Here is a 22,935-nt window from a genome sequence, read left to right as displayed (position 1 = left end):
TCGGGTGGGCCTTCGGATCGACAATAGCCTCTTCCCCGAGAGGTCCACGAAGCCCCTGACCAATGGCTGCGAGCCACGCCGCGCAAGGCTTTGAACCGTTCGTCTGGAATTCGTGGGAAAACCGCTGTGCTATACCTCGGGCTTTCCCTGCCGCCCAGGAGGTCCCTCATGTCGTCCGTACACAGCGCCGCCCAGCAAGGTTTCAGCGCCGAGGCCCAGCGTTACGCCCAGGGCCGGCCCGAGTATCCGGAAGCGCTCTCCGACTGGTTGCGCGATGCCCTTGGCCTGCGTCCGCAGACCGTCGCGGTGGACCTCGGCGCCGGCACCGGCAAGTTCACCCGCCTGCTGGCCCGTACCGGCGCGCGAGTGGTCGCGGTGGAACCGGTGGATGCGATGCGCGCCCAGCTCGCCGAAGCCTTGCCGCAGGTCCAGGCGCTGGCCGGTAGCGCCCAGTCGATTCCGCTGGCCAACGGCTTCGCCGACGCCCTGGTGTGCGCACAGGCCTTCCATTGGTTCGCCACCGTGGAGGCGCTGGAGGAAATGCGCCGCGTGCTGACGGCGGAAGGCAGGCTGGGGCTGGTGTGGAACGTGCGTGACGAGTCGCTGGATTGGGTCGCCGAGATCACTCGCATCATCACCCCCTACGAAGGCGACGCGCCGCGCTTCTACAAGGGCGACTGGCGTCGGCCGTTCGAGCGCGCGCCCTTCGGACCGCTGCGCTTGTCCACCTTCGCCTACGAGCATGTCGGCCCGCCGGAGCAGGTGATCGTCTCGCGCTTCCTTTCGGTGAGCTTCATCGCCGCCTTGCCGGAGACGGAAAAGAACGCCGTGGCGGCGCAATTGCGCGAGCTGGTCGCCAGCCATCCGGCGCTCAAGGGGAGGGAGCAGGTAGCGCTGCCCTATCGCACCGAGGCCTATCTGGCCGAGGCGCACTAGGCGTACTGCCCCGCCGCATAACCCGAGGCCCAGGCCCACTGGAAGTTGAAGCCGCCGAGGTGGCCGCTGACGTCCAGTACTTCGCCGACGAAATACAGCCCCGGCGAGCGCTGCGACTCCATGGTCTTCGACGACACTTCGTCGGTGCTCACCCCGCCCAGGGTCACTTCCGCGGTGCGGTAGCCCTCGGTGCCCGAGGGCGTGACCCGCCAGGCCGAAAGCTGCCCGGCGATACCCGCCAGTTCGGTCGGGGTGTACTGCTTCATCGGCTTGGAGACGAACCAGCGGTCGGCCAGCAGTCCGGCGAGCTTCTTGGTGAGCAGCTCGGCGAGCAGGGTCTTCAGCTCGCTGTTGGGACGCTCGCGCTGTTGCTGCGCCAGCCATTCGCTGGCGTCGTGGTCCGGCAGCAGGTCGATTTCCAGGGTATCGCCCGGTTGCCAGTAGGAGGAAATCTGCAACATCGCCGGGCCGCTGAGGCCGCGATGGGTGAACAGCAGGTTCTCGCGGAACACTTGGCCGTTGCAGCTCACCCGGCAATCCACGGAGGTGCCGGAAAGCTCGGCACACAGCTCCTTCAACTGGTCGGTGATGGTGAACGGCACCAGCCCGGCGCGGGTCGGCAGCACCTCGTGGCCGAACTGGCGCGCCACCTGGTAGCCGAAACCGCTGGCGCCGAGGGTCGGGATCGACAGGCCGCCGCTGGCGATCACCAGCGACTCGCAGCGCATCTCGCCGGCGCTGGTACGCAGGTGGTAGCCGGCGTCGTCGCGGGCGATCTCTTCGATCGAGGTGTCCAGCAGGATTTCCGCCCCGGCCTCGGCGCATTCGCGCAGCAGCATCTCGAGGATGTCGCTGGACTTGTTGTCGCAGAACAGCTGGCCGAGTTTCTTCTCGTGGTACGGCACCTGGTGCTTGGCCACCAGGCCGATGAAGTCCCACTGGGTGTAGCGGGCCAGCGCCGACTTGCAGAAGTGCGGGTTGCGCGAAAGGAAGTTGGCCGGCTCGGTGTACAGGTTGGTGAAATTGCAGCGCCCGCCGCCGGACATGAGGATCTTCTTGCCGGCCTTGTTGGCGTGGTCGAGCACCCGCACGCGGCGCCCGCGTCCGGCCGCCGTCATCGCACACATCAGCCCGGCCGCCCCGGCGCCAACGATCAGCACATCTGTACTTGCCACTGTCCCACTCCGCTCATCGGAAACGGCGCGCATCTTACCCGAAGCGGCGGTCGGCCGCCGGAGCTCCCGACGCGGTACACTGGGCGTTTTCCGCGAACCGCCGGACCCGTGCATGATCCCCCTCAAGTACCTCCAGGCCTATCCCGCATCGCTGCAGGACCAGGTCCGCCAGCTGATCGCCGAGAACCGCCTGGGCGAGTACCTCGAGCGCCGCTACCCGGGGCGTCACGATGTGCAGAGCGACAAGGCGCTGTACGCCTACACCATGAACCTCAAGCAGGAACACCTGCGCAACGCGCCGGGCCTGGACAAGGTGCTCTACGACAACAAGCTCGACGTGGTCCAGCGCGCCCTCGGCCTGCACACCGCGATCTCGCGGGTGCAGGGCGGCAAGCTCAAGGCGAAGAAGGAAATCCGCGTGGCTTCCCTGTTCAAGGACGCCGCCCCGGAGTTCCTGCGGATGATCGTCGTCCACGAACTCGCCCACCTGAAGGAAAGCGAGCACAACAAGGCGTTCTACCAGCTCTGCCAGTACATGCTGCCGGACTATCACCAGCTGGAGTTCGACTTGCGGGTGTACCTGACCTGGAAGAGTCTCTAGCGGCTGTTACAAGGATGAATTCTCGATGGGAAGCGCTTCGCAACGTTCGGTGCAGGATCTTTATGAGGACGTGGGAGATCACTACCGGATCTTTATCCGGGCGCCATTCTTTCAATTGCTGAAACACAGGGACTACTGGGTTCCCCTGCTGTATTTCTTCTTCGTGTTGATCACGATGTTCTGGGACTTGTATTGCCACTCCGGACAGTACCTCTACGAAGCCAGGAGTCTGCTCCCTTTCTATCTGTTCCCGTTTCTGATCGCTGCGCTACGGATAGGCGATATCGTCGTCGATACGCGCTGTCGCAATGTGGAGAACCTGGGAGGCTTCGAGCGCTCCGCCGAGAGCAGTCGCTACGTCCAGCTTTCCCTCTACGAACGGCAATGGTTCCGGCTGCGGTACCGGGCCTATGGCGGTAACCTCCGCTGCCTGGCGGGCGATCTGGTGGAGAACTGGCGCCTCTGGAAGGAGGTGAATTCGAAGGCCGCGAAGGATATCGACGGCGCAGTGATGCTGCGATTCTTTCTGCCTCCCCGGGACCTTGCTCGTCTGGTCACGCTGTTGGCTGCGCTCATTGCGGTCATCGCCACGCTCATCATTACCCTGGGGGCTGACAGGCAGGGCTATTTCGAGTTTGTCGACAACCTGCCCGCCTATCTGAAACTGTATTGGGGCGTCGTTTTCATCATTGCCTTCAGCGGTCCATACATGATCTTCCTGGGGATGCAGGCGCGCCTGGTACTGCGCGCAATGATCGACGCATTGTCCATTTCCCAACCAAGCGACAAGCTGTTCTATCAATTCATCCAGCGGCTCATCTGGGCGGACGGAGTGAAACCGGCGAACCCCAGTGCCAACAGCAGGGTGCTACGGGCGGTCGACTCCATGGTCGACTTCTTCTACGAGGAGTGGAGAAGCGCCATCGGCAAGCTTGTGCTGTGGCTCGTTGCCCTGCTTGTGCTGCTTCTTTGCACGCTTTTGCATTGCCTGCTCCGAGTCTTTTCCTCGGCGAGAACGTTGGGAGAGGCGCTGATGCGGATTCTCTTGGCTGTTCTGGGGGGCGTTTGCTGGATAGTCGCGGCGATCCAGCGCTTGAATCTTGCCGTGCCCTTCCACTGGACCTTCTTCGTGCTGACGGGAACGGGAGCCTTGTTCGCAACCCTCTGCGGGCAGCCCTGACTCAGACTGTCCGGCGCAGGCGCGCCACGATCTCCGGCAGTTCGCGCATGTGCTCGACGATGGCGATGGCGCCCAGCTCGCGCAGTACCTCGGCGTGCCCGGCGGGAATGTGCCCGGCGCCGACGAAGCCGATCACCCGCATCCCCGCGGCGAGGGCGGCGCGGGTGCCGGTGCTGCTGTCTTCCACCACCAGGCAACGCTCGGGGGCGACGCCGAGCAGGCTGGCGGCGTGCAGGTAGACGTCGGGTGCGGGCTTGGGCAGGGCGACCATATCGGCGCTGGCCAGGCGTTCGCCGATCAGTTCGCTGAGCCCGGCGCGCGCCAGCGAGCGCTCCAGGCTGTGGCGGCGGCTGTTGGAGGCCACCGCGACGGGCAGATCCAGGGCCAGCAGCGCCTCGCGTGCGCCGGGAATGGGTTGGACCTGGGCGACCATCTCCTCGCTGCGCTGGCGCACCTCGCGGTTGAAGCTGTCGGGGATGCGCAGGCCGAAGTGCTTCTCGACGCGATCGAGGATGTCGCGGCTGGTCAGGCCGAAGGTGCCTTCCAGCAGGCGCTGCAGCTCCTCCAGCGGCGCGTAGGCGCTGAGCGCCTCGTACATCACGCGCTCGGCGATGACCTCGCTGTCGACCAGGACGCCGTCGCAGTCGGAAATCAGTGCGTCGATGGGATGGGGCATGGGCTACCTCGCTGCGGGCGTTGGCGCAGGGCGCCGGAGTGGGAGCGAGGCATTCTAACCCCGGTCAGGGGCGGGAAGGGAAACAGGGAGAGGGAGAACGCCGGGCCGTGCGGCCCGGCGGGAAGGAATCAGGCGATGCCTTTCGGGTTCTGGCCGTACTGGTTCTGGCCGGCGTCGCTGTCCTTGGCCAGCAGGTAGATCAGGTACAGGCCGACGATCGGGATCAGCGCGATCAGCATCCACCAGCCGCTCTTGTTGATGTCGTGCAGACGCCGGGCGGTGACGCCCAGGGCCGGCAGCAGCACGGCGAGCGAGTAGAGATTGGCGATCGGCAGGAGCTTTTCACTGATCAGGCCGAGCACGACGCTCAGCGCGACGGAGATGATGATGTTCACCAGGGTGAACATCCAGTATTCCTTGCGACGGGCACGCCCGTTGAAGTCGAAGTAGTGTTCCTTCACGCATTTCAGAAACCATTCCATGTTTGCCTCCTGGGCGTACTGGTAAAGCGGGAGAGTGGGTGCCGCGACAAGTACCCCCGCGCCTCCTTGCCGGGAAAGCACAGTGTAGCCGTACTGTCAGTGAATTCGTACAGGATGTTGCGAAAATCATTCACATTGCATAGCAGCGGATCGCCGAAATGTGCGCCGGTAGCGCTTTCAGCGAGCGGAGTCGGCCTGGCGGCGGAAACGGCCCGGCGATTCGCCGAAGGCCTGGCGGAAATTGCGGGAAAACGCCGCCTCCGACTGGTAGCCGGTCTCGGCGGCGATATCCAGCAGGCTCTTCTGCGTTTGTCGCAGCAGACCGCGGGCCTTTTCCATGCGGATGCGGGTCAGCAGGTTCCACGGCGAGGTCCCGCCGAGGGCGGAGAAGGCGCGGACGAAACTGGCCCGCGACATCGCCGCCTGCTGGGCAAGCTGTTCCAGGGTCCAGGCATGCTCCGGGCGTTCCAGCATGGCCCGCAGGGCTCGTCCCAGGCGGGCGTCGCCCAGCAGGCCGAACAGGCCGTCGCCCAGCGGTTGGCGGTCCAGGTAGGCGCGCAGGGCCAGGGCGAACAGCGCGGTGGCCAGCGCGTCGATGATCGAGCGGGCGCCGCTGCGGGTGCTCTCGGCTTCCTCGCGCATCAACCCGATCAGCGCGCGCAGGGGCTGCTGGGTCGACTCGTCCATATGCACCAGCAGGCGCTCGGGGAGCGCGCCGAACAGGCTGGCACCGGCGTGATAGCGGTAGCTGCCGCAAAGCATGTCGAGGGCCTCGCCGGGGCCGTTCAACTGGTACAGCGGGATGCTGCCGCGGTGCTCCACGGTGGGTTCGCAGGGTTGCGCCGGGCTGTCGCTGCGCAGGAGGTGCGGGGTGCCGCGTGGCAACAGGATCAGGTCGCCGGGATGCAGGTCGAGGCGAGCGCCATCGAGGAATTCGCAATAGCAGGTGCCGGCCATGACGATATGGAAGGTCGCCTCGCCGGGCACCGCTTGCGGGTGCTCCAGCGCCCAGCTGCCCTGTAGCTGGCAGCGCTGGTCGAGGCGGCCCTGCAGGTTGGCGAGCTGGATGAGCCGGTCGAGTGGGTCCATGGGATGAGCCGATCAGGTCGAAAGTAGAGACGCATGGGCAGGCGGCACGGTCCAGACTGGTCGAGACTGGTAACCCGACGCGCCACTCCCGGCGCGAAAGCAACGGAGAATATCACCATGCTGAACAACTGGACCGAGTTCGTCCCCGCCGTGAAAAAAGCCTTCGGTGCCCTGGGCAAGCAACACCCGAAGATGCTCGCCGCCTATGGCGCGCTGGAGGAAGCCAGCGCCGAGGGCGCCCTGGATGCCAAGACCCGCGAACTGATCTCCATCGCCGTGGCCATTACCACCCGTTGCGACGGTTGCATCGGCGTGCACACCGAGGCCGCGCTGAAGGCCGGCGCCAGCGAGGCGGAAATCGCCCAGACCCTGGCTACCGCCATCTCCCTGAATGCCGGCGCCGCCTATGTCTATTCGCTGCGCGCGCTGGAAGCCTACGACCAGTTCAAAAAGTGAGGCCGTACAGGCGCTGCAGGTAGAACAGCAACCCCAGCCAGGCCACCAGGGCCAGCCAGCCCAGCCCCAGTAGGCCCTTGCGCAGCAGCGTCGAGGGCCTGCCGTGGAGCAGGTCGACCAGGCTCAGCACGCCGCCGAGCAGCAGCAGGCCGAGCAGCGCCTGGGTGTACTGGGCGAAACTCGGCGACAACGCCTCGTCGCCGTGGGCGGCATAGTTGTACAGGTTCCAGGCGCAGATCAGCGCCGCCGGCAGCAGCGCCAGCAGCGCGCCGAGCCAGCGCCCGCGGACATGCAGGAGGAAGCCCGCGAGCAGGCCGACCAGCCCGGTACCCAGCGGTAACAGCGCCAGGCCCTGGCTGAGGTAGACCAGGTCGACGCCGTCGGCGAGCGCCATCGGGGTGACGAAACGGTAGCTGCCGCTGGCGCAGAGCAGCACCGAAAGCAGCAACAGGGCGTAGCCCGGCAGGTACGGCCAGAAGGCGGGACGCGGGGGCAGGTCGGACATGGATGTTCCTTGCGGGTTCTCCGCTCGCATGAGCGTAGGCTCAAGCGTACCGCTGCGCGTGACAGGCGGCGAGTACCGTTGCGGTTGAACCCTCCGCGAATGGCGGGAGTCAGTCATAGGGTGACGCGAAAAAACGCCGGCTCACGCGCCGGACACCGTATCGACCCTGGACCAAGGAGTTCCGTTCATGGACCTGATCCGCATCCTCATCGCCATCCTCCTGCCGCCGCTGGGCGTGTTCCTGCAAGTCGGCTTCGGCGGCGCCTTCTGGCTGAACATCCTGCTCACCCTGCTCGGCTACATCCCGGGCATCGTCCACGCGGTGTACATCATCGCCAAGCGTTGAGGCCCCTGCTCAGGCGTAGTTCCATGGTTCCTTCACGGTGAAGTCCCGCCACGGGTCTTCGCCGTGGAAGGGGCCGACATAGAGCACCTCGCCGCCCCGGACGATCCATTCCATACCGTGTTCGCGGTCCCATTCGCAGTTCAGCGACAGGTGGATCACCGCTTCGTCGCCCTGTTCCGGGTCGGGCACGATCAGCTCGCCCGGTTCGATCCGTTCCAGCACCCCGCGCGCCGGCGCGACTTCCTCCGCAGACTCGCCCAGCCGCTCCAGGCGCGCGGCGCGGTAGCGCAGGCTGGCGGCACAAAGCCGCTCGACCACGGCGTCATCCAGTTCGTCGAGGGCTCGGGCGCAGCGCCAGGCGTAGGCGTCGTCGGCCTCGTTCTCGATGAACAGGCTGATGTAGCGCCGGTACAGGCGCCAATACACTTCGCCCATGTTCGCATCGTCCAGGTTGCGGATCAGTTCCATGCGTGGTCTCCCTGTTCAGCAGCGTTCGGTGAGGGCGATGCCACGGCCGTCCCCGAAGCCATCGTGTACGTGCAGCCATAGCGGGATCGGCCAGGCCCAGCCGCCGGCCTTCCACCAGCACTCGGCGAACCAGGCTTGCAGCGTATCGGCGAGCAGGTCGACGCCGCCGAAGCCGTCGGCGAAATAGGCTTCGTCGAAATCCGGGGCATGTCCCAGGCCGAGCGCCAGGTCCAGCGCCTTGCCGGGAAACAGGCGCGGGTCGCTGGCGTCCACCCGGTTGCTGGCGCCATTTATGTACAACCACGCTTCCGCTGCGTCGCGTCCGTCCTCGCCGAGGAACAGTTGGATCTCGCCGTCGCGCAGTCCTTCCTCCAGGGGTTGCCGGAGCAGCTCGCGCAGGCGCTGGATCACGCCCGGCGCGGCGCGTTGCAGGTCGCGGCGGTAGCGCTCGCGGAATTGTTCGGGGCTGAGGCCGAAAGGAATCATGGGCGTTTCTCCGTCATTCGGGCAGGCAGGGCCCGGCTTCCAGCCAGGCCTCCAGGCTGGGTGCCAGGGGTTCGAAGCAGTCCGGCGTCATCGCGCCATGGTCGACCAGGAACAGCGCCTGCCGGTGATCGTCCAGGGCCATCACCACGGCGCGGCCGCCGCTGTCGTCGCCTATGGCCAGGTAGCCGGGGCAGTAGAGAGAGGTTTCGAAGGCCCGGTTGCGTTCCAGCAACTCGTCGGCGGCGTAGAGCAGCAGGCCCGGCTCGACGAGGCGGCCGCCGTGCTGCTCCAGAGCGGCGACGAAGGCAGCCGGCAGCGGTCGTCCGAGCCAGGCCTCTAGGGCATCCAATTCAGGCTTCATCGGGCTCGTCAAGGGCGAACAATGCATGGTGGCGGGCATGGGCCAGCAGGCGTTCGTCCAGCGCGTCGGCCAGGGCGTAGAAGCGCGTGTCCAGCGCATCCAGGGCCGCTTCGCAGTCGCGGTCGGGTTCATCGGCCCAGGTCGGCATGCGCAATTGGCGTTCGGCCTGGGAGACTGGCACCGGACCGTCGCCGAACAGCAGGGCGGCGGCTCGCTCCAGCAGGGCCAGGGCGTCCTCCGCCTCCAATTCGCGAAGACCCGCGCGCGCCGCCTGGTACTGGTCGCCGGAGGAGTTGCCGAAGTACTGGTCGAAGCCGCCGTTGTGCACTTCGCCGCTGAGCACGCTCACTGCGTAGTAGCTCCGTTCGGCCGGCGACAGCCCGGCGAATCCCTCGCGGCCATCGTAGACGCGATTCACCAGCGCGCTCCAGTACAGCGCCTGCGGACTCGCCAGGTAGCGCCGTCGCTCCGCGTGGAAGCGCTTGCCATCCTCGATGTTCTGCCGGTAGCCGCCCTTGCAGGGCATGCACAGTCCGTCGTTCCTCGCCGCCGTGGTCGGGAGGATGAGATGGCCGCAGGCGCGGCAGGGAAGGCGGTCGGTCATGAGCGGTCCTTGCTGGTGGAAGGGGCTCATTATTGCGCAGGATCGTTCAGCTTGAACGACAGTTTGGCTTGCCAGCCTGGCACGGCATTGCCCGCTGGCATGGCCGACCCTCTCTCCCTTCGGGGAGAGGGGCATGAGGACCGGCGCGGAGCGAGAAGCATCACCCCGCGCCAGCCCCCTCAGCTACGACTCACGGAAACGGCCACGCCGGCGACCCCTGGCTCATGTCCAGAAGCTTCACCGTGCTGTATTCGTTGGTCCGGTTGTTGGCATAGAAGAACGCCGGCTGCTCGGCGAAACCGTAGGCCGCCACCTGTGCCTGGGCCGCTGCCGAGGTACGGATGCCCCATAGCGCGAAGGTTGGCCGCTGGTCGCGCTGGGTCAGCCAGGACAGGCCGAGCAACAGGTTGTCGTTGCCGTCCGTACTGCTGGCATCGCCGCTGTTTCCCGGGCGCTGGGCGTAGGTACCGTAGCCGAGGGCAGCCTTGTTGGCGTCCCAGTCGGACTTGTCCACCTGGCGCTGGTGCAGGTAGAGCAGGGTCCAGATGTCCCAACCCTGCAGCGGATCGTTCTTCAGGTCGGCCCAGTAGTGCACCCACTGGGTATAGAAGGCCATCCGCTCGCCATTCAGCGCGTAGGTGCCCGGGTCTTCCCACAGGCGCTTGTATACGCCTGCCAGCGGATCGGCCTCGGCGCGTCCGGCGACGATCAGGTTGTAGGCGTTGCGGTAGTTGACCCGCGTATCGTCGAGGTTCTGCCCGAACTCGCGGAGCACGCGCCAGTCCTTGTGCAACGGGAATATCTGGTTGGAGATTTCGCCCGAGCGCCCGCCGTAGACCTTCAGCCGGTTCACCTGCAGGTTGTGCCCCAGTTCGTGGCTTTCGCCCCAGCCGCGCGGGTTCAGGCCCCAGGTCTGGTCGTAGGGGTTGCCGCTGCAACCGCCGCCGCACTGGGCGTACTGGTCGACGTTGATGTGCTGGGTGCCGGGCAGCTTGTGCAGGGTCTCGCTGTCGCAGTCCCAGCCGCGCGCCGCGCATTCCTGCTGGATTGCCGGAGTCTTCGCCTGGTTGGGAATGGCGAAGCCGGCCAGGGTGTAGGCGTCGTCGATGAACACCTCGTTCAACTCACGGATGAAGCGCTGGACGTCGCCGCCATAGTCCTTGTCGATCGAGCCACGGACCTTCTCCACCTTGGCGTGGACCTCCACCGAGCCGCTGCGGATCTCCAGCCAGTCGGCCTTGTCGGCGTCCAGCGCCTGGATGAAGTCGGCAATCGCCTGGCTGCTGTCCTCGCCCGGCTGGATGTCGAGGAACGGCTGGCTGGCCGCGCCGGTTACCTTGACGGTTACCGTCTGACCCGGCGTGGCGCCGCTGTAGACCAGTTGCAACAGGCCGCCGTAGGGCGATACCAGCGCCACCGACTGGTTTGCCTGGAGCTTGATGTCCGGGCTCTTGAGGAAGCGCGGGCGGTCATACTGGCGGGTATTCCACAGCCGCGTCGAGCCGATGCGCTGGGTGTTCAGGCCGACCGCCAGGCTGGCCTGGCCAGCGTCTTCGATGCGAATGCTCAGGCGCTTGCCCGGCGCCGCCATGCGGCCGATGGCGGTGAAGCCCTGGGCCGACGGCAAGGTGAGGGTCAGGGTTTCCTCCGAGCCCGATACCGGCATCGACTGTTGGCGCTGGCCGGCGTAGCTGCCCAGTTCCTTCTGCGCCGCGCCGGCCTCGCGCACGTAGCCGACGATGGCGTCGGCGACGAAGGTTTCCTGGAAGCGCGCCGTGTCGGCGGCCTTGTCCATCGGGTAGCGGATGTTCTGCCGCACCGCGTCGGCCCACAGCAGCCAGAGCCGCAGCGAGGTGGTGCCGGGCAGGGCGAAGAGGTTTTGCGCCTTCTGGTTGTAGGCGTCGAGGGCGCCTTTCAGTACATCGACGCGCTTGCTGAAGTCGCTCAGTCCCGGCACGTCGTCGCAGGTGGTGCGACCGACGTAGGAGGTGCATTTCGACCAGTCGTAGTCCGTGCGCCAGCTACCGTCGACGATCTGCTGCACCAGCGCCGGGTCCTGGCCATAGGCGCCGCCCAGCTCGACCGAACGCGTCCGGGTGCGGCTGGATGGCACCCTGTCCTTGTCCCAGTAGTTGCCGCCGTAGGGGCCTTCCTGCAGGCCCAGGCCGGCGAGGATCTGCTGGCCGGTGCTGCTCTGGTTCCAGCCATTGTTGTGCACGAAGAGGATCGGCAGCCCGGCCTGTAGCCGTGCGCGCACCGTGGCGCTCAGGCTAGCGGCGCTGGCGCCGTTGCCCAGTACCAGCAATTTGCTGGTGCTGGCGCAACTGGCGTCGGTCAGCGCGTTGCAGGCGGCGTCCGCCGGTTGCAGGCCGGCGCTCTTCAGGCCGTTGAGGGCGGCGGTCTTGTCCACCCCGACCACGCTGACCTTGAAGTCCTTCGCAGTGGCCGCGCCCGGGTCGCCGTTCACCAGCCACTGCACCGCCCGCTTCAGCAGCGGCGCGTGGGCGGCATTGGCCCCGCTCAACTGGGTGAGCACGTTGGTGCCATAGGCCAGCCCGCGGCCGCCGGCCTCCAGGCTCAGGCTGGCGAGCACGCGGCCCTTGTCGCCGATGAGGAAGGGCAGGGTATTGTCCGGGTTGGCCGGCAGGACCCACATGCTGGCGGCGCCAGGATCATAGGCTTGGCTGAGGTTCTGGTAGAGACCGTCGAGCAACTGGGTGCGGGTCTGGCGGATGCGCTCGACCTGCTGCTGCAGGCGCAGGGCGACCAGGTGGCTGTCGGTCAGTTGCGAGGAATCCCCGCTGACCAGTGCCGCATCGAGGATTTCTTCCTGGGTGGCCGCCTGGGCGGACAGCGCGCCCGCCAGGCAGAAACCGGCCAGCAACGCTCGGTGGCGAGGGATGGGTGAGCGACTCATGTTCTCTCCTTGCAGTGAGGGAAATGCAGTGGTGGACAGGCTCACAACTGGCGCTATCGGCCCGTGGAGGGCGGCATATTGTTATGGGTGCGCCGGGTATCGCGTCGAACAGGGAATGGGCCTCGGACAATGCCGGAAATACGCATGGGCGATCCGCTGCATCGAACGAGTCAAGGCGAGAGGAGCATGTTGGGAAAGGCGGAAAAACTATCTGTTCTGGTTGTTTTTGAACTACGTCTGATTATTTTGATTTTATTTTTACCGATTGTTCGAAGCGCTCTGGAATAGGCGCTCCAGCGTTTCCTGTGACGAAACGATCCAGACTTTGGTTAGGGTCTTGGAAAATACCGAGGATGTACTTCCAGAGCTGTCGATAGAGTTGGAAGTTGCAGTTTCATGAAGGTTTAGGTACTTCGAAGTTACCGCGTTGGCGATGGAGTCGATATCGTCCGGTAGTGCCTTCGGAAGTGCCTGATAAGTGCCTTCCCACGCTCAGGCGGCGAGCAGAGCCGCCACATTCATCGGATTCCGCTCCGCCAGCGCCAGTTCGCCTTCGCCGAAACTTGCGCTGCTGCCGCCGACACCCTGCGATTGATCGCGCAGTGGGGGGCGATTCACACCAAAGCCTGTGACCTGCAGCACGGCTCGCCGTTGCAACGGTAGAGACCTATCGGCAGGTGCTGGAAACCTGCCGTTTCCAGCACGAAGATGCCGTAGGGTGAGAAAAATACGTGGTCGATCTGTGTCGTGCCGTCCGGCGTGTTCAGGGTGACGTTGTGCAGGCGGCGGTAGGTTTGCTTGTCCAGTTGCCAATGGGCGAACAGTCGCACCAGCAGTTCACCGACCTGCCCCTTGGCCCAAGGCGATTTGAACAGGCCAATCAGCAGGGCTGCCGGGATAAACCAGGTCAGCATGCCCCAGACCTGGGCGACTATCGGGCTGTAATCCACTTTCTTCCTTGAGCCGAGCTGCTTAATGGAGAGGCGACCATTGTCCTATGGCGCGATGACGCATCAAGGACTGATGAGCCCGGTGCAGGCGCTCAGCGTGCTATCTGGTAACGGGTGCTACGCCCTCTGCCGGGCAGTCGCTCGATGCAGCCCTTTTCCAGCAGGTCGCTCAGGTGGCGGGTCGCTGTGGCTTTGGAAACCTTGGCCACAGCTTGGTATTGCGCCGCACTGATGCCCTCCTCGAACCCCCTTTCGCCGCCATCGAGCAGGCGGTTAAGCACTTTGATCTGCTCCGCCGATAGCGTTTGGCTGCGATGTGCCTGCCAGAAGCGCGCCTTGACCAGCACGCGGTCTATACGGGCAAGGGCTTGCTCCAGGCTCTTGAGCAAGGTTTCGAGAAACCACTGCAGCCACTTGGTGATATCCAGCCCGCCTTTCTGACTGGCTTCTAGGATGCGGTAATAGCCGGCGCGGTCGTCGAGGATGCTCGCAGACATGGCGTAGAAGCGAATGGCTTGCTGCTCACCCTGAGCCAATGCCAGATCGGTGATAGCGCGGGTGAGGCGACCGTTGCCGTCGTCGAAGGGGTGCAGGGTCACGAACCAGAAATGGGCGATGCCGGCGCGCAGAAAGGGATCGAGGCTGGCATCGCGGCGGCTGCTCTCGAACCAGGCGAGAAAGTCCGCCAGTTGCGCTTCCAGCCCCGCGCGGGGAGGGGCTTCGAAATGGACTGTCGGGCGGTCGATGCGACCGGAAACCACCTGCATGGGCTCTTCGCCACGCAGTGCACCGATGTGTAGCGGTCGAGTCAGCAGTTGCTCATCAGTGGGGAATAGCCAACGGTGCCAGGTGAACAGTCGCTGTTCGTCTAGCGGCTCTTGATGTGCGTGGGTGGCATCGAGCAGCAGTTCCGCCAGGCCTTCGGAGCGAGAGGTGGTTCGACCTTCTTCGTGCAATCCCAGTCGCCGTGCCAGTGATGAGCGCACCGAACCGACATTCAGTTGCTCTCCCTCAATGGCTGAAGAGGTGACGATGTTCTGCAGCATGGCATCCAGGCTGCTCTGCACTTCGGTGTCACTCCCCACGGCACCGAGCATTCCTAACAAACGACCCTGAGCCTGGCTACAGGAGCGCAGCAGTGGTGCAAGCGCTTCGGCTTGCCAGTTGAACTGCGGCCAGTCGGGCTGCTGCCAGATCCAGAGTGGGTCGTTCATAAGGGATATTCATGAGCCGATTAGAGAGCCTATTCGGCTCATTTTGTGAGCCGATAATGGCAACTATTCGGCTCACTGTCTAATTCTCAAGCTGGGTTGATAGCTTGATGAGCATGCCTGTTCAGGGTGACTGAGTCAGCTAAAGCGCCTGTTTCAGCACGTCAAAAACCTTGTGGACAGAGGTCGGCCGTACCCCTTGGGCATCGATAAAATTTGATGCAGGGACATGTAGCTCTCGGGCTACAAAATGGGGGCAGGTCACATGCGCTCGGAGCCGCAGTGCTGGATGTACACGCCGCGTACCATCTCGTCTTCGGTGCGGCGTGCCCAGTCTTCGGCGTCGCGCTTGGTGCGGAAGGTTTTTTCGTTGGTCGGCCAATCCGTTTTGCGGCCCACGGGAAGGGGGGACGACTGTTGCCATCAGATAAGGACTCCAAAGGCAAACTGGCTAACCAGTACTGTACCGACTTTGTACCTTTTGGCCATGGAGTCGTTTATGAGGCCACTACCCTAGAAAGCGCAAAGCCGCGCAGTGCGCGGCTTTGAAGGTGGTGGGCCCACACGGACTCGAACCGTGGACCAAAGGATTATGAGTCCTCTGCTCTAACCGACTGAGCTATAGGCCCCCAGAAGGTCGGCGGATTATACCGGCGCTTCTCGGGGAGCGCCAATCGGCTGGCGCGGTTTGAGGAATTTGCTGGCGAACAGCTCGGCGGGCAGCGGCGGACTGAGGACGAAGCCCTGGATCTGCTCGCAGCCTTCGTGGGTGAGGAAGCTCTGCTGACCTTCGGTTTCCACGCCTTCGGCGATCACCGTGAGCTGCATGCTGCGGCCGAGGGCGATGATGGCGCGGGTGATGGCGGCATCGTGGGGATCGTCGGGAAGGCCGCGGATGAACGACTTGTCGATCTTCAGGATGTCCAGCGGCAGGCGCTTGAGGTAGCTGAGCGAGGAGTAGCCGGTGCCGAAGTCGTCGATCGCCAGCTGTACGCCGAGGCGCTTGAGGCCGTGGAGGACGGCGAGGGCCTCCTCGGTCTGGTTCATGATGAAGCTCTCGGTGATTTCCAGTTGCAGCCGCGACGGTTCCAGGCCGGACTGCTCCAGCAGTTGCTCGAGGCGTTCGATCAGTTGCGGCTGGCCGAGCTGGGCGCCGGCGAGGTTGACCGACAGCGGGCCGAACGGCGCGTGCAGCTTTTGCCATTCGCCCATCTGCTGGCAGGCGTGTTCCAGCACCCAGTCGCCGAGGGGCAGGATCAGGCCGCAATCCTCGGCGAGGGGGATGAAGCGCTCCGGGGAAATTTCCCCGAACAGCGGATGGTACCAGCGCACCAGTGCCTCGGCGCCGACCAGCAAGCCGCTCTCCAGGCTCAGCTTGGGTTGGTAGTAGAGCTGCAACTCGTCGCGCTCGAGGGCGCGGCGCAGTTCGGTTTCCAGCGCCATGCGCTCGGTGGCCAGGTAGGTCAGTTCGCGGGTGTAGTACTCGATGCGGCTGCGGCCCCGCGACTTGGCGCGGTACATGGCGGCGTCGGCGTTCTTCACCAGGGTCGGGGCGTCGTCGCCGTCCTTGGGGAACAGGGCGATGCCGACGCTGGCGCTGACGAAGAATTCATGACCGTCGGCCTGGAACGGCGCGGTGAAGGCATTCAGCAGCTTGCGCGCGACGTGCTCGGCGTCGCTTTCCTGGTGCAGGCCGGGGAGCAGGATGATGAATTCGTCGCCCCCCAGGCGGGCCACGGTATCGACGTCGCGCAACTGGTCGCGCAGGCGTTCGGCGATGGCCTTGAGCAGCAGGTCGCCGATGGGATGGCCGAGGCTGTCGTTGATGTGCTTGAAGCGGTCCAGGTCGATGAACAGCACGGCGCCGGGACGACTCTCTTCGCGGGCCTCGTCGAGGGCGTGATTGAGCCGGCTCTCGAACAGCAGGCGATTGGGCAGGCCGGTGAGCGGATCGTGGTGGGCCTGGTAGTCGAGCCGGGCCTGGGCGTATTTGAGGGTGGAGATATCGGCGAAGACGCCGACGAAGTGGGTGATCTCGCCCTGCGGATTGTGTACCGCGCTGATGGTCAGCCATTCGGGGTACAGCTCGCCGGTCTTGCGTCGGTTCCAGATCTCGCCCTGCCAGTGCCCGTCGCGCTCCAGCTGGTTCCACATGGCGAGGTAGAAGCTGGAGTCGTGTTGTCCGGAGGAGAGCAGGCTGGGCGAGCGTCCCAGCGCCTCCTGCTCGCTGTAGCCGGTGATCTCGCTGAAGGCGCGGTTGACCGCGGTGATGCGTTGGCGGGTATCGGTGATCATCACGCCTTCGGCGGTGCTTTCGAAGACGGTGGCGGCCTGCTGCAGCTTCTCCTGCATGAGCTGGCGCTCGGTGATATCGCGGGCGATGGTCAGCACGCAGTCCTCGCCATCGATGCTGATCCGGTGGGCGGACATCTCGCACTGGCGGATGCCACCGTTGCGGTCCCGTACAGGGGCGGTGAAGCCCTGGGTCAGGGTGTGGTGGCGTACCAGCGAGATCAGGCGCTTGCGGTCCTCGGTGTCGACCCACAGGCCGAGTTCGAGCGTGGAGCGGGAGATGACCTCGTCGCGGCGGTAGCCGGTGAGACGGGTGAAGCCTTCGTTCACGTCGATCAGCGTGCCGTCTTCGAGGCGGCTGATCAGCAGACCGTCGGGGTAGGCATGGAAGGCGTTGGCGAACTTCTCCTCGGAGATCCGCAGCAGTTCCTGGGTCTCCACCAGGTGGGTGATGTCGCGGATCACCACCACCAGCGCCGGGGTCTGGTCGAGGGCCACGTGCTGGGCGCTGAGCAGCGCGCTGAAGGTACTGCCATTGCGGCGCCGCAGGGGCACCTCGAGGTTGGTCAGGTTGCCGTGGCCGAGCTTTTCCAGGACCTGCGGGCCCAGGCCGGGGAGTGCCCAGATGCCCAGTTCGGTGGCGGTCTTGCCGATGGCGTCGTCGGCGGCGATGCCGATCTGCTGCTCGAAGGTGCTGTTCACCGCGAGGAAGCGGCCGTCGGCGCCGTTGGCCAGTACCACCATGTCCGGGCAGTGGTGGAACACCGAAGCGAACTTCTGTTCGGACAGGCGCATGGCCTGCTCGGTGAGCTTGGCCTCGGTGATGTCGATCATCAGACCGCGCAGGAGCAGGTCCCGGCCTTGCGTGATCGGGGTGACCAGATCGCGAATCCAGACTACCCGGCCGTCGGCGGCGAGCATCCGGTAGTCGAAGCTGTGGTCGCGTCCGGCCTGGCTTTCGCTCATGCAGTAGTGGATGGCGTACTCGGCGTCCATGGGGTGCAGGGTCCGCTGCCAGAAGCCCGGCTGCAGCCATTCGCCGAGGGGATAGCCGAGCAGGCGTTCGGCGTGGGGCGAGACGTAGGTGAAGCGGTTCTCCTCGAGGCGCATTTCCCAGGCGATGGCATTCAGGCTTTCCACCAGTCCCCGGTAGTGCTGTTCGCTGTCGCGCAGTTCGCGCTCCAATTGCCGCCGGCGACTCACCTCGCGGCGCAGGCGGCGGTTCATGGCCAGCAGTATGGCGACCGAGACCAGGATCAGCAGGACGATGGGAAGACCGTAGGTCGCCATCTCGCGCCAGGCCGGACGTCGGTCGAGCAGGCCGCCGACCCAGGGGGCCTGGAGTCGCTCGATCTCCTCGGCGCTGAGGTCGGCGAGGACCTTGTCGACGATCCCGGCGAGGATCGGTTGTCCGCGCGGCACGGCCATCGCCAGTTGGTAGCGGTATGGCGTCTCGCCGCTGATCTCCAGGCCGTTGAGCTTGAGCTGGCGGAGGTTCCATACGCTGGAGGCGAAGTCGCCGACGAAGGCGTCGGCCTGGCCGGTGGCCAGCGCCTGCAGGGCTGCCGCTACCGAAGGCAGCGGCAGCAGGGTGAGGTCGGGATGCTGGGCGATCAGCAGTTCGTGAGGAGCATAGTGGTCGACCACCGCGACCTTGAGTCCGTAGAGCTCGTCGATGCGCTTCGGCATCGTGCCGTTCTTGCGTGCCAGGATGATGATCGGGAAGTCCAGGTAGGGCCGGGTGAAGCTCAGGTACTCCTGGCGCTCCGGGGTAGCCATGATGCCGGGCAGCAGGTCCAGCCGACCGTCCTTGGCCTGCTCCAGGACCTGCGTCCAGGTCTTCGGTTCGACAGGCGTCGGGCTGACGCCCAGGCGTTCCTGCAGCAGGCTGACGTAGCCGGCGGCGAGTCCCTGGTAGCGGCCCTGTTCGTCGCGGAACTCGAATGGCGGCCAGGAGGTGTCCACGCCCAGGCGGATGCTCGGGTGCTCGGCCAGCCAGGCCCGTTCCTCGGGCGTGAGCGTGAGTGCGTCGGCCAGCCCCGGCCAGCAGCAGGCCAGACACAGGAGAAGCACGGCCTGTAGACGCTGCATGAGGCGGTCTCGCGGTGGACGGGAATATAAGCGGAAGTGTAGACGCCGGGCGGCGGGGCAAGCGGCAAAGAAAAACCCCCGGTTTTTCAGGCCGGGGGTTCGTTCGTCACTCGTCGAGGAAGGAGCGCAGGTGCTCGCTTCGCGACGGATGGCGCAGCTTGCGCAGCGCCTTGGCTTCGATCTGGCGGATCCGCTCGCGGGTCACATCGAACTGCTTGCCGACTTCCTCGAGGGTGTGGTCGGTGTTCATGTCGATGCCGAAGCGCATGCGCAGCACCTTGGCTTCCCGGGCAGTGAGGCCGGCGAGGACTTCGCGGGTGGATTCCTTGAGGCTCTCGCTGGTCGCCATCTCGATCGGCGACTGCATGGTGGAGTCCTCGATGAAATCGCCCAGGTGCGAATCTTCGTCGTCACCGATCGGGGTTTCCATGGAGATCGGCTCTTTGGCGATCTTCAGTACCTTGCGGATCTTGTCCTCAGGCATGTCCATGCGCTCGCCAAGCTCTTCCGGGGTGGGCTCGCGACCCATTTCCTGGAGCATCTGGCGGGAGATGCGGTTGAGCTTGTTGATCGTCTCGATCATGTGCACCGGGATGCGGATGGTGCGTGCCTGGTCGGCGATCGAACGGGTGATCGCCTGGCGAATCCACCAGGTGGCGTAGGTGGAGAACTTGTAGCCGCGACGGTATTCGAACTTGTCCACCGCCTTCATCAGGCCGATGTTGCCTTCCTGGATCAGGTCGAGGAATTGCAGGCCGCGGTTGGTGTACTTCTTGGCGATGGAAATCACCAGGCGCAGGTTGGCCTCGACCATTTCCTTCTTCGCCCGGCGAGCCTTGGCTTCGCCGATCGACATCGCGCGGTTGATTTCCTTGATCTCGGCGACGGTCAGCTCGACCTCGCTTTCCAGGGCCGCCAGCTTCTGCTGGTTGCGCAGGATGTCGTCGCGCAGGCGCTCGATGGCCTCGGCGTACTTCGGCTTGCTCTTCAGGACGCTGTCGACCCACTTCTCGTCGGTCTCGTGGTTCGGGAACAGGCGCAGGAAGTCGGCACGCGGCATGCGCGCGTCACGCACGCAGAGCTGCATGATGGCGCGTTCCTGGGCGCGCACGCCTTCCAGGGCGGAGCGCACGCGGGCGACCAGGGCGTCGAACTGCTTGGGCACCAGCTTGATCGGCATGAACAGCTCGGCCAGGCCGGTGAGTTCGGCGGTGGCCTGCTTGCTGCCGCGACCGTGCTTCTTCAGGGCCTTCTTGGCCTTGTCGAGCTGCTCGGAGACCGCGGTGAAACGCAGGCGGGCTTCTTCCGGATCCGGACCGCCGTCGCCTTCGTCGTCGCTGTCGCTGCTGTCGTCGCTTTCTTCTTCCTCGTCGTCCTTCTCTTTCGAGTCGGCGGAATCGTCCTTCAGGTTGACCGGCTCCACCTCTTCGGCGGGCAGGCTGCCGTCATCGGGATCGATATAGCCGCTGAGGACGTCGGAGAGGCGACCGCCTTCGGCGACGATGCGATTGTAGTCGGCCAGGATGCTGTCCACCGTGCCCGGGAACTGGGCGATGGCGCTCATCACTTCGCGGATGCCTTCCTCGATGCGCTTGGCGATTTCGATCTCGCCTTCGCGGGTCAGCAGTTCCACGGTACCCATTTCACGCATGTACATGCGCACCGGGTCGGTGGTGCGACCGATGTCGCTTTCCACCGCGGCCAGGGCCGCTGCGGCTTCTTCCGCTGCGGCTTCGTCGGTATCCGCCTCGGCCAGCAACAGGGCATCCGCATCCGGGGCTGTCTCGAATACGTTGATCCCCATGTCGTTGATCATGCGGATGATGTCTTCCACCTGTTCCGGATCGGAAATATCCTCCGGCAGGTGGTCGTTGACCTCCGCGTAAGTCAGGTATCCCTGCTCACGGCCTCGGGCGATCAACTCTTTCAGACGAGATTGCTGTTGCGCTTTTCCGGACATAACACCCTATCCACTGAAGGTCTTGGCGGGCAAAAAATAAGCAGAGGATTATACCTGATGCCTGGGCTGAGGCGCCAGTTCAGCTCTGGGAAGGCGATGAAGCGGCAACACTGTAGTGCTCTCTGAGCAAGGCTTTCTCTTCATCGGTCAGTTCACTGTAGCTCTTCTGCATGACGCTGCGTAAACGCTCCTCCCGCTCGCCGAAACGCTGGCTCTCGGAGAGTTTAGTAATGGTGTCGAAGAACTGCTTTTCAAGGTTCTCCTGGACGATCAGCCACTCCTTCTCGCCCAGGGCCTGCAGCAGGCGGCCCTGGGGCGTGCCGTGCCAGCGCGCGATGAGTTGCATCGAGCTCTGCCGCGGGTTCTTCTGCAGGGCTTCCAGCAGGGACACCAGCAACTGGGCGTAGGTATCCTGCTCCCTGGCGAGGGTGCCCGCATCGTCGACCTTCAAGGCCAACTGCGGATGATGCAGCAAGGTGCGCAGGGCGTTGAGGGTGGTGGACTCCACGCTGACCGGCGTTCGTTGCGGAGTCTTGAAGTCGCCGCGGCCGCCTTTGTCCCACTTCTTCTTGCCATCCCACTTCTTGCCGTCCCAGGGCTTCTTGTCCTTGTTCCAGCTCTTGCGCGGTTGCGCCTCGCCATAGCCTGGCGCAGCGTCGAACGGCGCATGGGAGGGCTCGTTCTCGTAGTAGGCGCTGGCGGCGAAATAGTCGTCGCCGTCCAAGGCGCCGCTCGCTCCGTGATCCATGGACGACGGTGGCGGGCTGTGGTGCGCCAGTTGTCCGATGTTTTCGCCGGACAGGCCGGTGATTTCCGACAGACGTTGCCGCATCAGCAGGCGCAGGTTGTTCCCGGGAATCTTCTCCAGCAGCGGCGCGGCGAGGGTCGCCAGGTGGGCCTTGCCTTCCAGGGTGGCGGGGTCGGCCTCGAGCATCAGTTGCTGGAAGAAGTACTCCGCCAGCGGCTGGGCCTGCTGGGTGATGCGTGCGCGGAAGGCATCCTCGCCCTCGGCGCGTACCAGGCTGTCCGGGTCCTCGCCCTCGGGGAGGAACAGGAAGCGCACGCGCTTGCCGTCCTGCAGGTTCGGCAGCACCGACTCCAGGGCGCGCCAGGCCGCCTTGCGCCCGGCCTGGTCGCCGTCGAAACAGAACAGGATGCTCGGTACCAGGCGGAACAGGCGCTTGATGTGTTCCTCGCTGGTCGCCGTGCCGAGGGTCGCCACCGCGTTGCGGATGCCTTGCTGGGCCAGGGCGATGACATCCATGTAGCCCTCGACCACCATGATCTCGTCGAGGTCGCGATTCTTCTGCCGGGCCTCGTAGAGTCCGTAGAGTTCCTGGCCCTTGTGGAAGACCGGAGTCTCCGGGGAGTTCAGGTACTTCGGCTTGTCGTCGCCGAGCACCCGGCCGCCGAAGGCGATGATCCGCCCGCGGCTGTCGCGGATCGGGAACATCACGCGATCGCGGAAGCGGTCGTAGCGCTTGCCGGTGTCGCTGTTCTCCACCAGCAGGCCGGCGTCGAGCATGGCCTTGAGTTGCAGGTTGTCGCCACCCAGGTGCTTGAGCAGGTTGTCCCAACCGGGCGGGGCGAAACCGAGGCCGAAGTCGCGGGCGATCTCGCCGGTCAGGCCGCGGCCCTTCAGGTAGTTCACCGCGGCCTTGCGCGCCGGGTGGCTTTTCAGCGCCTGCTTGTAGAACTCGGCGGCGGCGCTGAGCAGCGGGTAGAGCGGCGAGTCGGTCGGCTGGCGCGGCGTGTGCCCGCGTCCGCCGCGTTCCTCGCGCGGCACGTCCATGCCGGCGCGCTTGGCCAGTTCCTCGACCGCCTGGGGGAACTCCAGCTGGTCGTGGTCCATGACGAAGCCGAGCGCGTTGCCGCCGGCGCCGCAGCCGAAGCAGTAGTAGAACTGCTTGTCCGGGCTGACGGTGAACGAGGGAGTCTTTTCCTTGTGGAACGGGCAGCAGGCGCTGTAGTTCTTGCCGGTTTTCTTCAGTTGGATGCGTGAACTCACCACCTCGACGATGTCGGTGCGGTTCAGCAGGTCATCGATGAAGCTTTGCGGTATCAGGCCGGCCATGGTGTTCTCGAAAACGACGGCGCGTGGGCGCAGAGCGGCAGCATAGCAATTATCGCCGGGCCGATCAGGCCGGCG

Annotated in this window: 22 protein-coding genes, 1 tRNA gene and 1 pseudogene; 6 read left to right on the top strand and 18 right to left on the bottom strand. The window is 65.1% G+C overall.

The genetic code is table 11. The features are described from left to right. Nucleotides 1–168 precede the first annotated feature (168 nt). The gene (locus tag HMPREF1224_RS24645; protein WP_010793504.1) at nt 169–936 is read left to right on the top strand and encodes a class I SAM-dependent methyltransferase; all 768 of its coding nucleotides are present in this window, start codon (nt 169–171) and stop codon (nt 934–936) included. On the opposite strand, the gene HMPREF1224_RS24640 is transcribed toward HMPREF1224_RS24645, so the two are convergent. Next, on the bottom strand, nt 933–2,111 hold the full coding sequence (locus tag HMPREF1224_RS24640; protein WP_003118882.1) for a BaiN/RdsA family NAD(P)/FAD-dependent oxidoreductase: 1,179 nt from the start codon (nt 2,109–2,111) through the stop codon (nt 933–935). The two genes, HMPREF1224_RS24645 and HMPREF1224_RS24640, sit on opposite strands and share 4 nt — an antisense overlap. Nucleotides 2,112–2,223: 112 nt before the next feature. Here HMPREF1224_RS24640 and HMPREF1224_RS24635 point away from each other — a divergent pair, with 112 nt between their 5' ends. Together HMPREF1224_RS24635 and HMPREF1224_RS24630 are read left to right on the top strand one after the other, a co-directional pair. Further along, on the top strand, nt 2,224–2,712 hold the full coding sequence (locus HMPREF1224_RS24635; protein WP_003084971.1) for a M48 metallopeptidase family protein: 489 nt from the start codon (nt 2,224–2,226) through the stop codon (nt 2,710–2,712). A 25-nt stretch (nt 2,713–2,737) separates the two neighbouring features. Beyond that, entirely contained in the window at nt 2,738–3,892 is a 1,155-nt protein-coding gene (locus HMPREF1224_RS24630) for a hypothetical protein (protein WP_003118883.1), read from the top strand. Between the two features lies 1 nt (nt 3,893). Here the strand turns inward: HMPREF1224_RS24630 and HMPREF1224_RS24625 are convergent, their stop codons facing one another. From HMPREF1224_RS24625 to HMPREF1224_RS24615, 3 genes are all read right to left on the bottom strand, one after another. After that, nucleotides 3,894–4,568 (bottom strand): HAD family hydrolase, encoded by a 675-nt coding sequence (locus tag HMPREF1224_RS24625; RefSeq protein WP_010793503.1) that lies wholly within the window; start codon nt 4,566–4,568, stop codon nt 3,894–3,896. 128 nt (nt 4,569–4,696) lie between these two features. After that, a complete protein-coding gene (locus tag HMPREF1224_RS24620; RefSeq protein ID WP_003084974.1) occupies nt 4,697–5,050 on the bottom strand; it encodes a DUF805 domain-containing protein in 354 nt (117 codons plus the stop codon). Nucleotides 5,051–5,227: 177 nt separating this feature from the next. Then, entirely contained in the window at nt 5,228–6,139 is a 912-nt protein-coding gene (locus HMPREF1224_RS24615) for an AraC family transcriptional regulator (protein ID WP_010793502.1), read from the bottom strand. Between the two features lie 117 nt (nt 6,140–6,256). Between HMPREF1224_RS24615 and HMPREF1224_RS24610 the strand changes: the two genes are divergently transcribed. Beyond that, nucleotides 6,257–6,595, top strand: coding sequence for a carboxymuconolactone decarboxylase family protein (locus HMPREF1224_RS24610; protein WP_003084980.1), 339 nt, complete (start codon nt 6,257–6,259; stop codon nt 6,593–6,595). On the opposite strand, the gene HMPREF1224_RS24605 is transcribed toward HMPREF1224_RS24610, so the two are convergent. Then, entirely contained in the window at nt 6,585–7,100 is a 516-nt protein-coding gene (locus HMPREF1224_RS24605; RefSeq protein WP_003142767.1) for a hypothetical protein, read from the bottom strand. The two genes, HMPREF1224_RS24610 and HMPREF1224_RS24605, sit on opposite strands and share 11 nt — an antisense overlap. Before the next feature lie 187 nt (nt 7,101–7,287). On the opposite strand from HMPREF1224_RS24605, the gene HMPREF1224_RS24600 reads away from it, so the two are divergent. Beyond that, entirely contained in the window at nt 7,288–7,446 is a 159-nt protein-coding gene (locus HMPREF1224_RS24600; RefSeq protein WP_003084988.1) for a YqaE/Pmp3 family membrane protein, read from the top strand. 9 nt (nt 7,447–7,455) lie between these two features. Here HMPREF1224_RS24600 and HMPREF1224_RS24595 read toward each other — a convergent pair whose 3' ends face one another. The 5 genes from HMPREF1224_RS24595 to impA form a co-directional block, all read right to left on the bottom strand. Further along, nucleotides 7,456–7,914 (bottom strand): DUF6985 domain-containing protein, encoded by a 459-nt coding sequence (locus tag HMPREF1224_RS24595; protein ID WP_003084991.1) that lies wholly within the window; start codon nt 7,912–7,914, stop codon nt 7,456–7,458. A 15-nt stretch (nt 7,915–7,929) separates the two neighbouring features. Next, complete coding sequence (locus tag HMPREF1224_RS24590) at nt 7,930–8,400, bottom strand: hypothetical protein (protein WP_010793501.1); 471 nt, start codon at nt 8,398–8,400, stop codon at nt 7,930–7,932. A gap of 13 nt (nt 8,401–8,413) precedes the next feature. Further along, nucleotides 8,414–8,761: an SMI1/KNR4 family protein gene (locus HMPREF1224_RS24585; protein WP_003113222.1), complete on the bottom strand. Its 348-nt coding sequence runs from the start codon at nt 8,759–8,761 to the stop codon at nt 8,414–8,416. Next, nucleotides 8,751–9,365, bottom strand: coding sequence for a DMP19 family protein (locus HMPREF1224_RS24580; RefSeq protein WP_010793500.1), 615 nt, complete (start codon nt 9,363–9,365; stop codon nt 8,751–8,753). The genes HMPREF1224_RS24585 and HMPREF1224_RS24580 overlap by 11 nt, the downstream gene beginning before the upstream one ends. A gap of 190 nt (nt 9,366–9,555) precedes the next feature. Further along, nucleotides 9,556–12,327 carry an ImpA family metalloprotease gene (impA, locus tag HMPREF1224_RS24575; RefSeq protein ID WP_031628440.1) on the bottom strand — a complete coding sequence of 924 codons (2,772 nt, stop codon included), beginning with the start codon at nt 12,325–12,327 and terminating at the stop codon, nt 9,556–9,558. Nucleotides 12,328–12,426: 99 nt separating this feature from the next. Here impA and HMPREF1224_RS45385 point away from each other — a divergent pair, with 99 nt between their 5' ends. Next, entirely contained in the window at nt 12,427–12,570 is a 144-nt protein-coding gene (locus HMPREF1224_RS45385; RefSeq protein WP_152959728.1) for a hypothetical protein, read from the top strand. 204 nt (nt 12,571–12,774) lie between these two features. Here the strand turns inward: HMPREF1224_RS45385 and HMPREF1224_RS45940 are convergent, their stop codons facing one another. The 8 genes and pseudogenes from HMPREF1224_RS45940 to dnaG all read right to left on the bottom strand — a co-directional run bounded on the left by HMPREF1224_RS45940 (nt 12,775) and on the right by dnaG (nt 22,860). Next, the gene (locus HMPREF1224_RS45940) at nt 12,775–12,900 is read right to left on the bottom strand and encodes a hypothetical protein (protein ID WP_255319218.1); all 126 of its coding nucleotides are present in this window, start codon (nt 12,898–12,900) and stop codon (nt 12,775–12,777) included. Further along, entirely contained in the window at nt 12,897–13,232 is a 336-nt protein-coding gene (locus HMPREF1224_RS24570) for a nuclease-related domain-containing protein (protein ID WP_010793498.1), read from the bottom strand. Before HMPREF1224_RS24570 ends, HMPREF1224_RS45940 begins: the two co-directional genes overlap by 4 nt. 92 nt (nt 13,233–13,324) lie before the next feature. Next, nucleotides 13,325–14,446 (bottom strand): Fic family protein, encoded by a 1,122-nt coding sequence (locus tag HMPREF1224_RS24565; protein ID WP_003117952.1) that lies wholly within the window; start codon nt 14,444–14,446, stop codon nt 13,325–13,327. Nucleotides 14,447–14,707: 261 nt separating this feature from the next. Next, nucleotides 14,708–14,842: pseudogene (locus HMPREF1224_RS0112185) on the bottom strand (integrase); the annotation flags it as partial. 153 nt (nt 14,843–14,995) lie between these two features. Next, nucleotides 14,996–15,072, bottom strand: a tRNA-Ile gene (locus tag HMPREF1224_RS24560). 16 nt (nt 15,073–15,088) lie between these two features. Then, nucleotides 15,089–18,826, bottom strand: coding sequence for an EAL domain-containing protein (locus HMPREF1224_RS24555; RefSeq protein ID WP_010793497.1), 3,738 nt, complete (start codon nt 18,824–18,826; stop codon nt 15,089–15,091). A gap of 106 nt (nt 18,827–18,932) precedes the next feature. After that, nucleotides 18,933–20,786, bottom strand: coding sequence for an RNA polymerase sigma factor RpoD (rpoD, locus tag HMPREF1224_RS24550; protein ID WP_003085035.1), 1,854 nt, complete (start codon nt 20,784–20,786; stop codon nt 18,933–18,935). Between the two features lie 79 nt (nt 20,787–20,865). Next, on the bottom strand, nt 20,866–22,860 hold the full coding sequence (gene dnaG / locus HMPREF1224_RS24545) for a DNA primase (RefSeq protein ID WP_003118894.1): 1,995 nt from the start codon (nt 22,858–22,860) through the stop codon (nt 20,866–20,868). Nucleotides 22,861–22,935: the final 75 nt, after the last annotated feature.

Source organism: Pseudomonas sp. P179, from assembly GCF_000478485.2.
GTDB classification, from domain to species: Bacteria; Pseudomonadota; Gammaproteobacteria; order Pseudomonadales; family Pseudomonadaceae; genus Pseudomonas; species Pseudomonas aeruginosa.
This window is presented reverse-complemented; position numbering and strand designations above follow the sequence as displayed.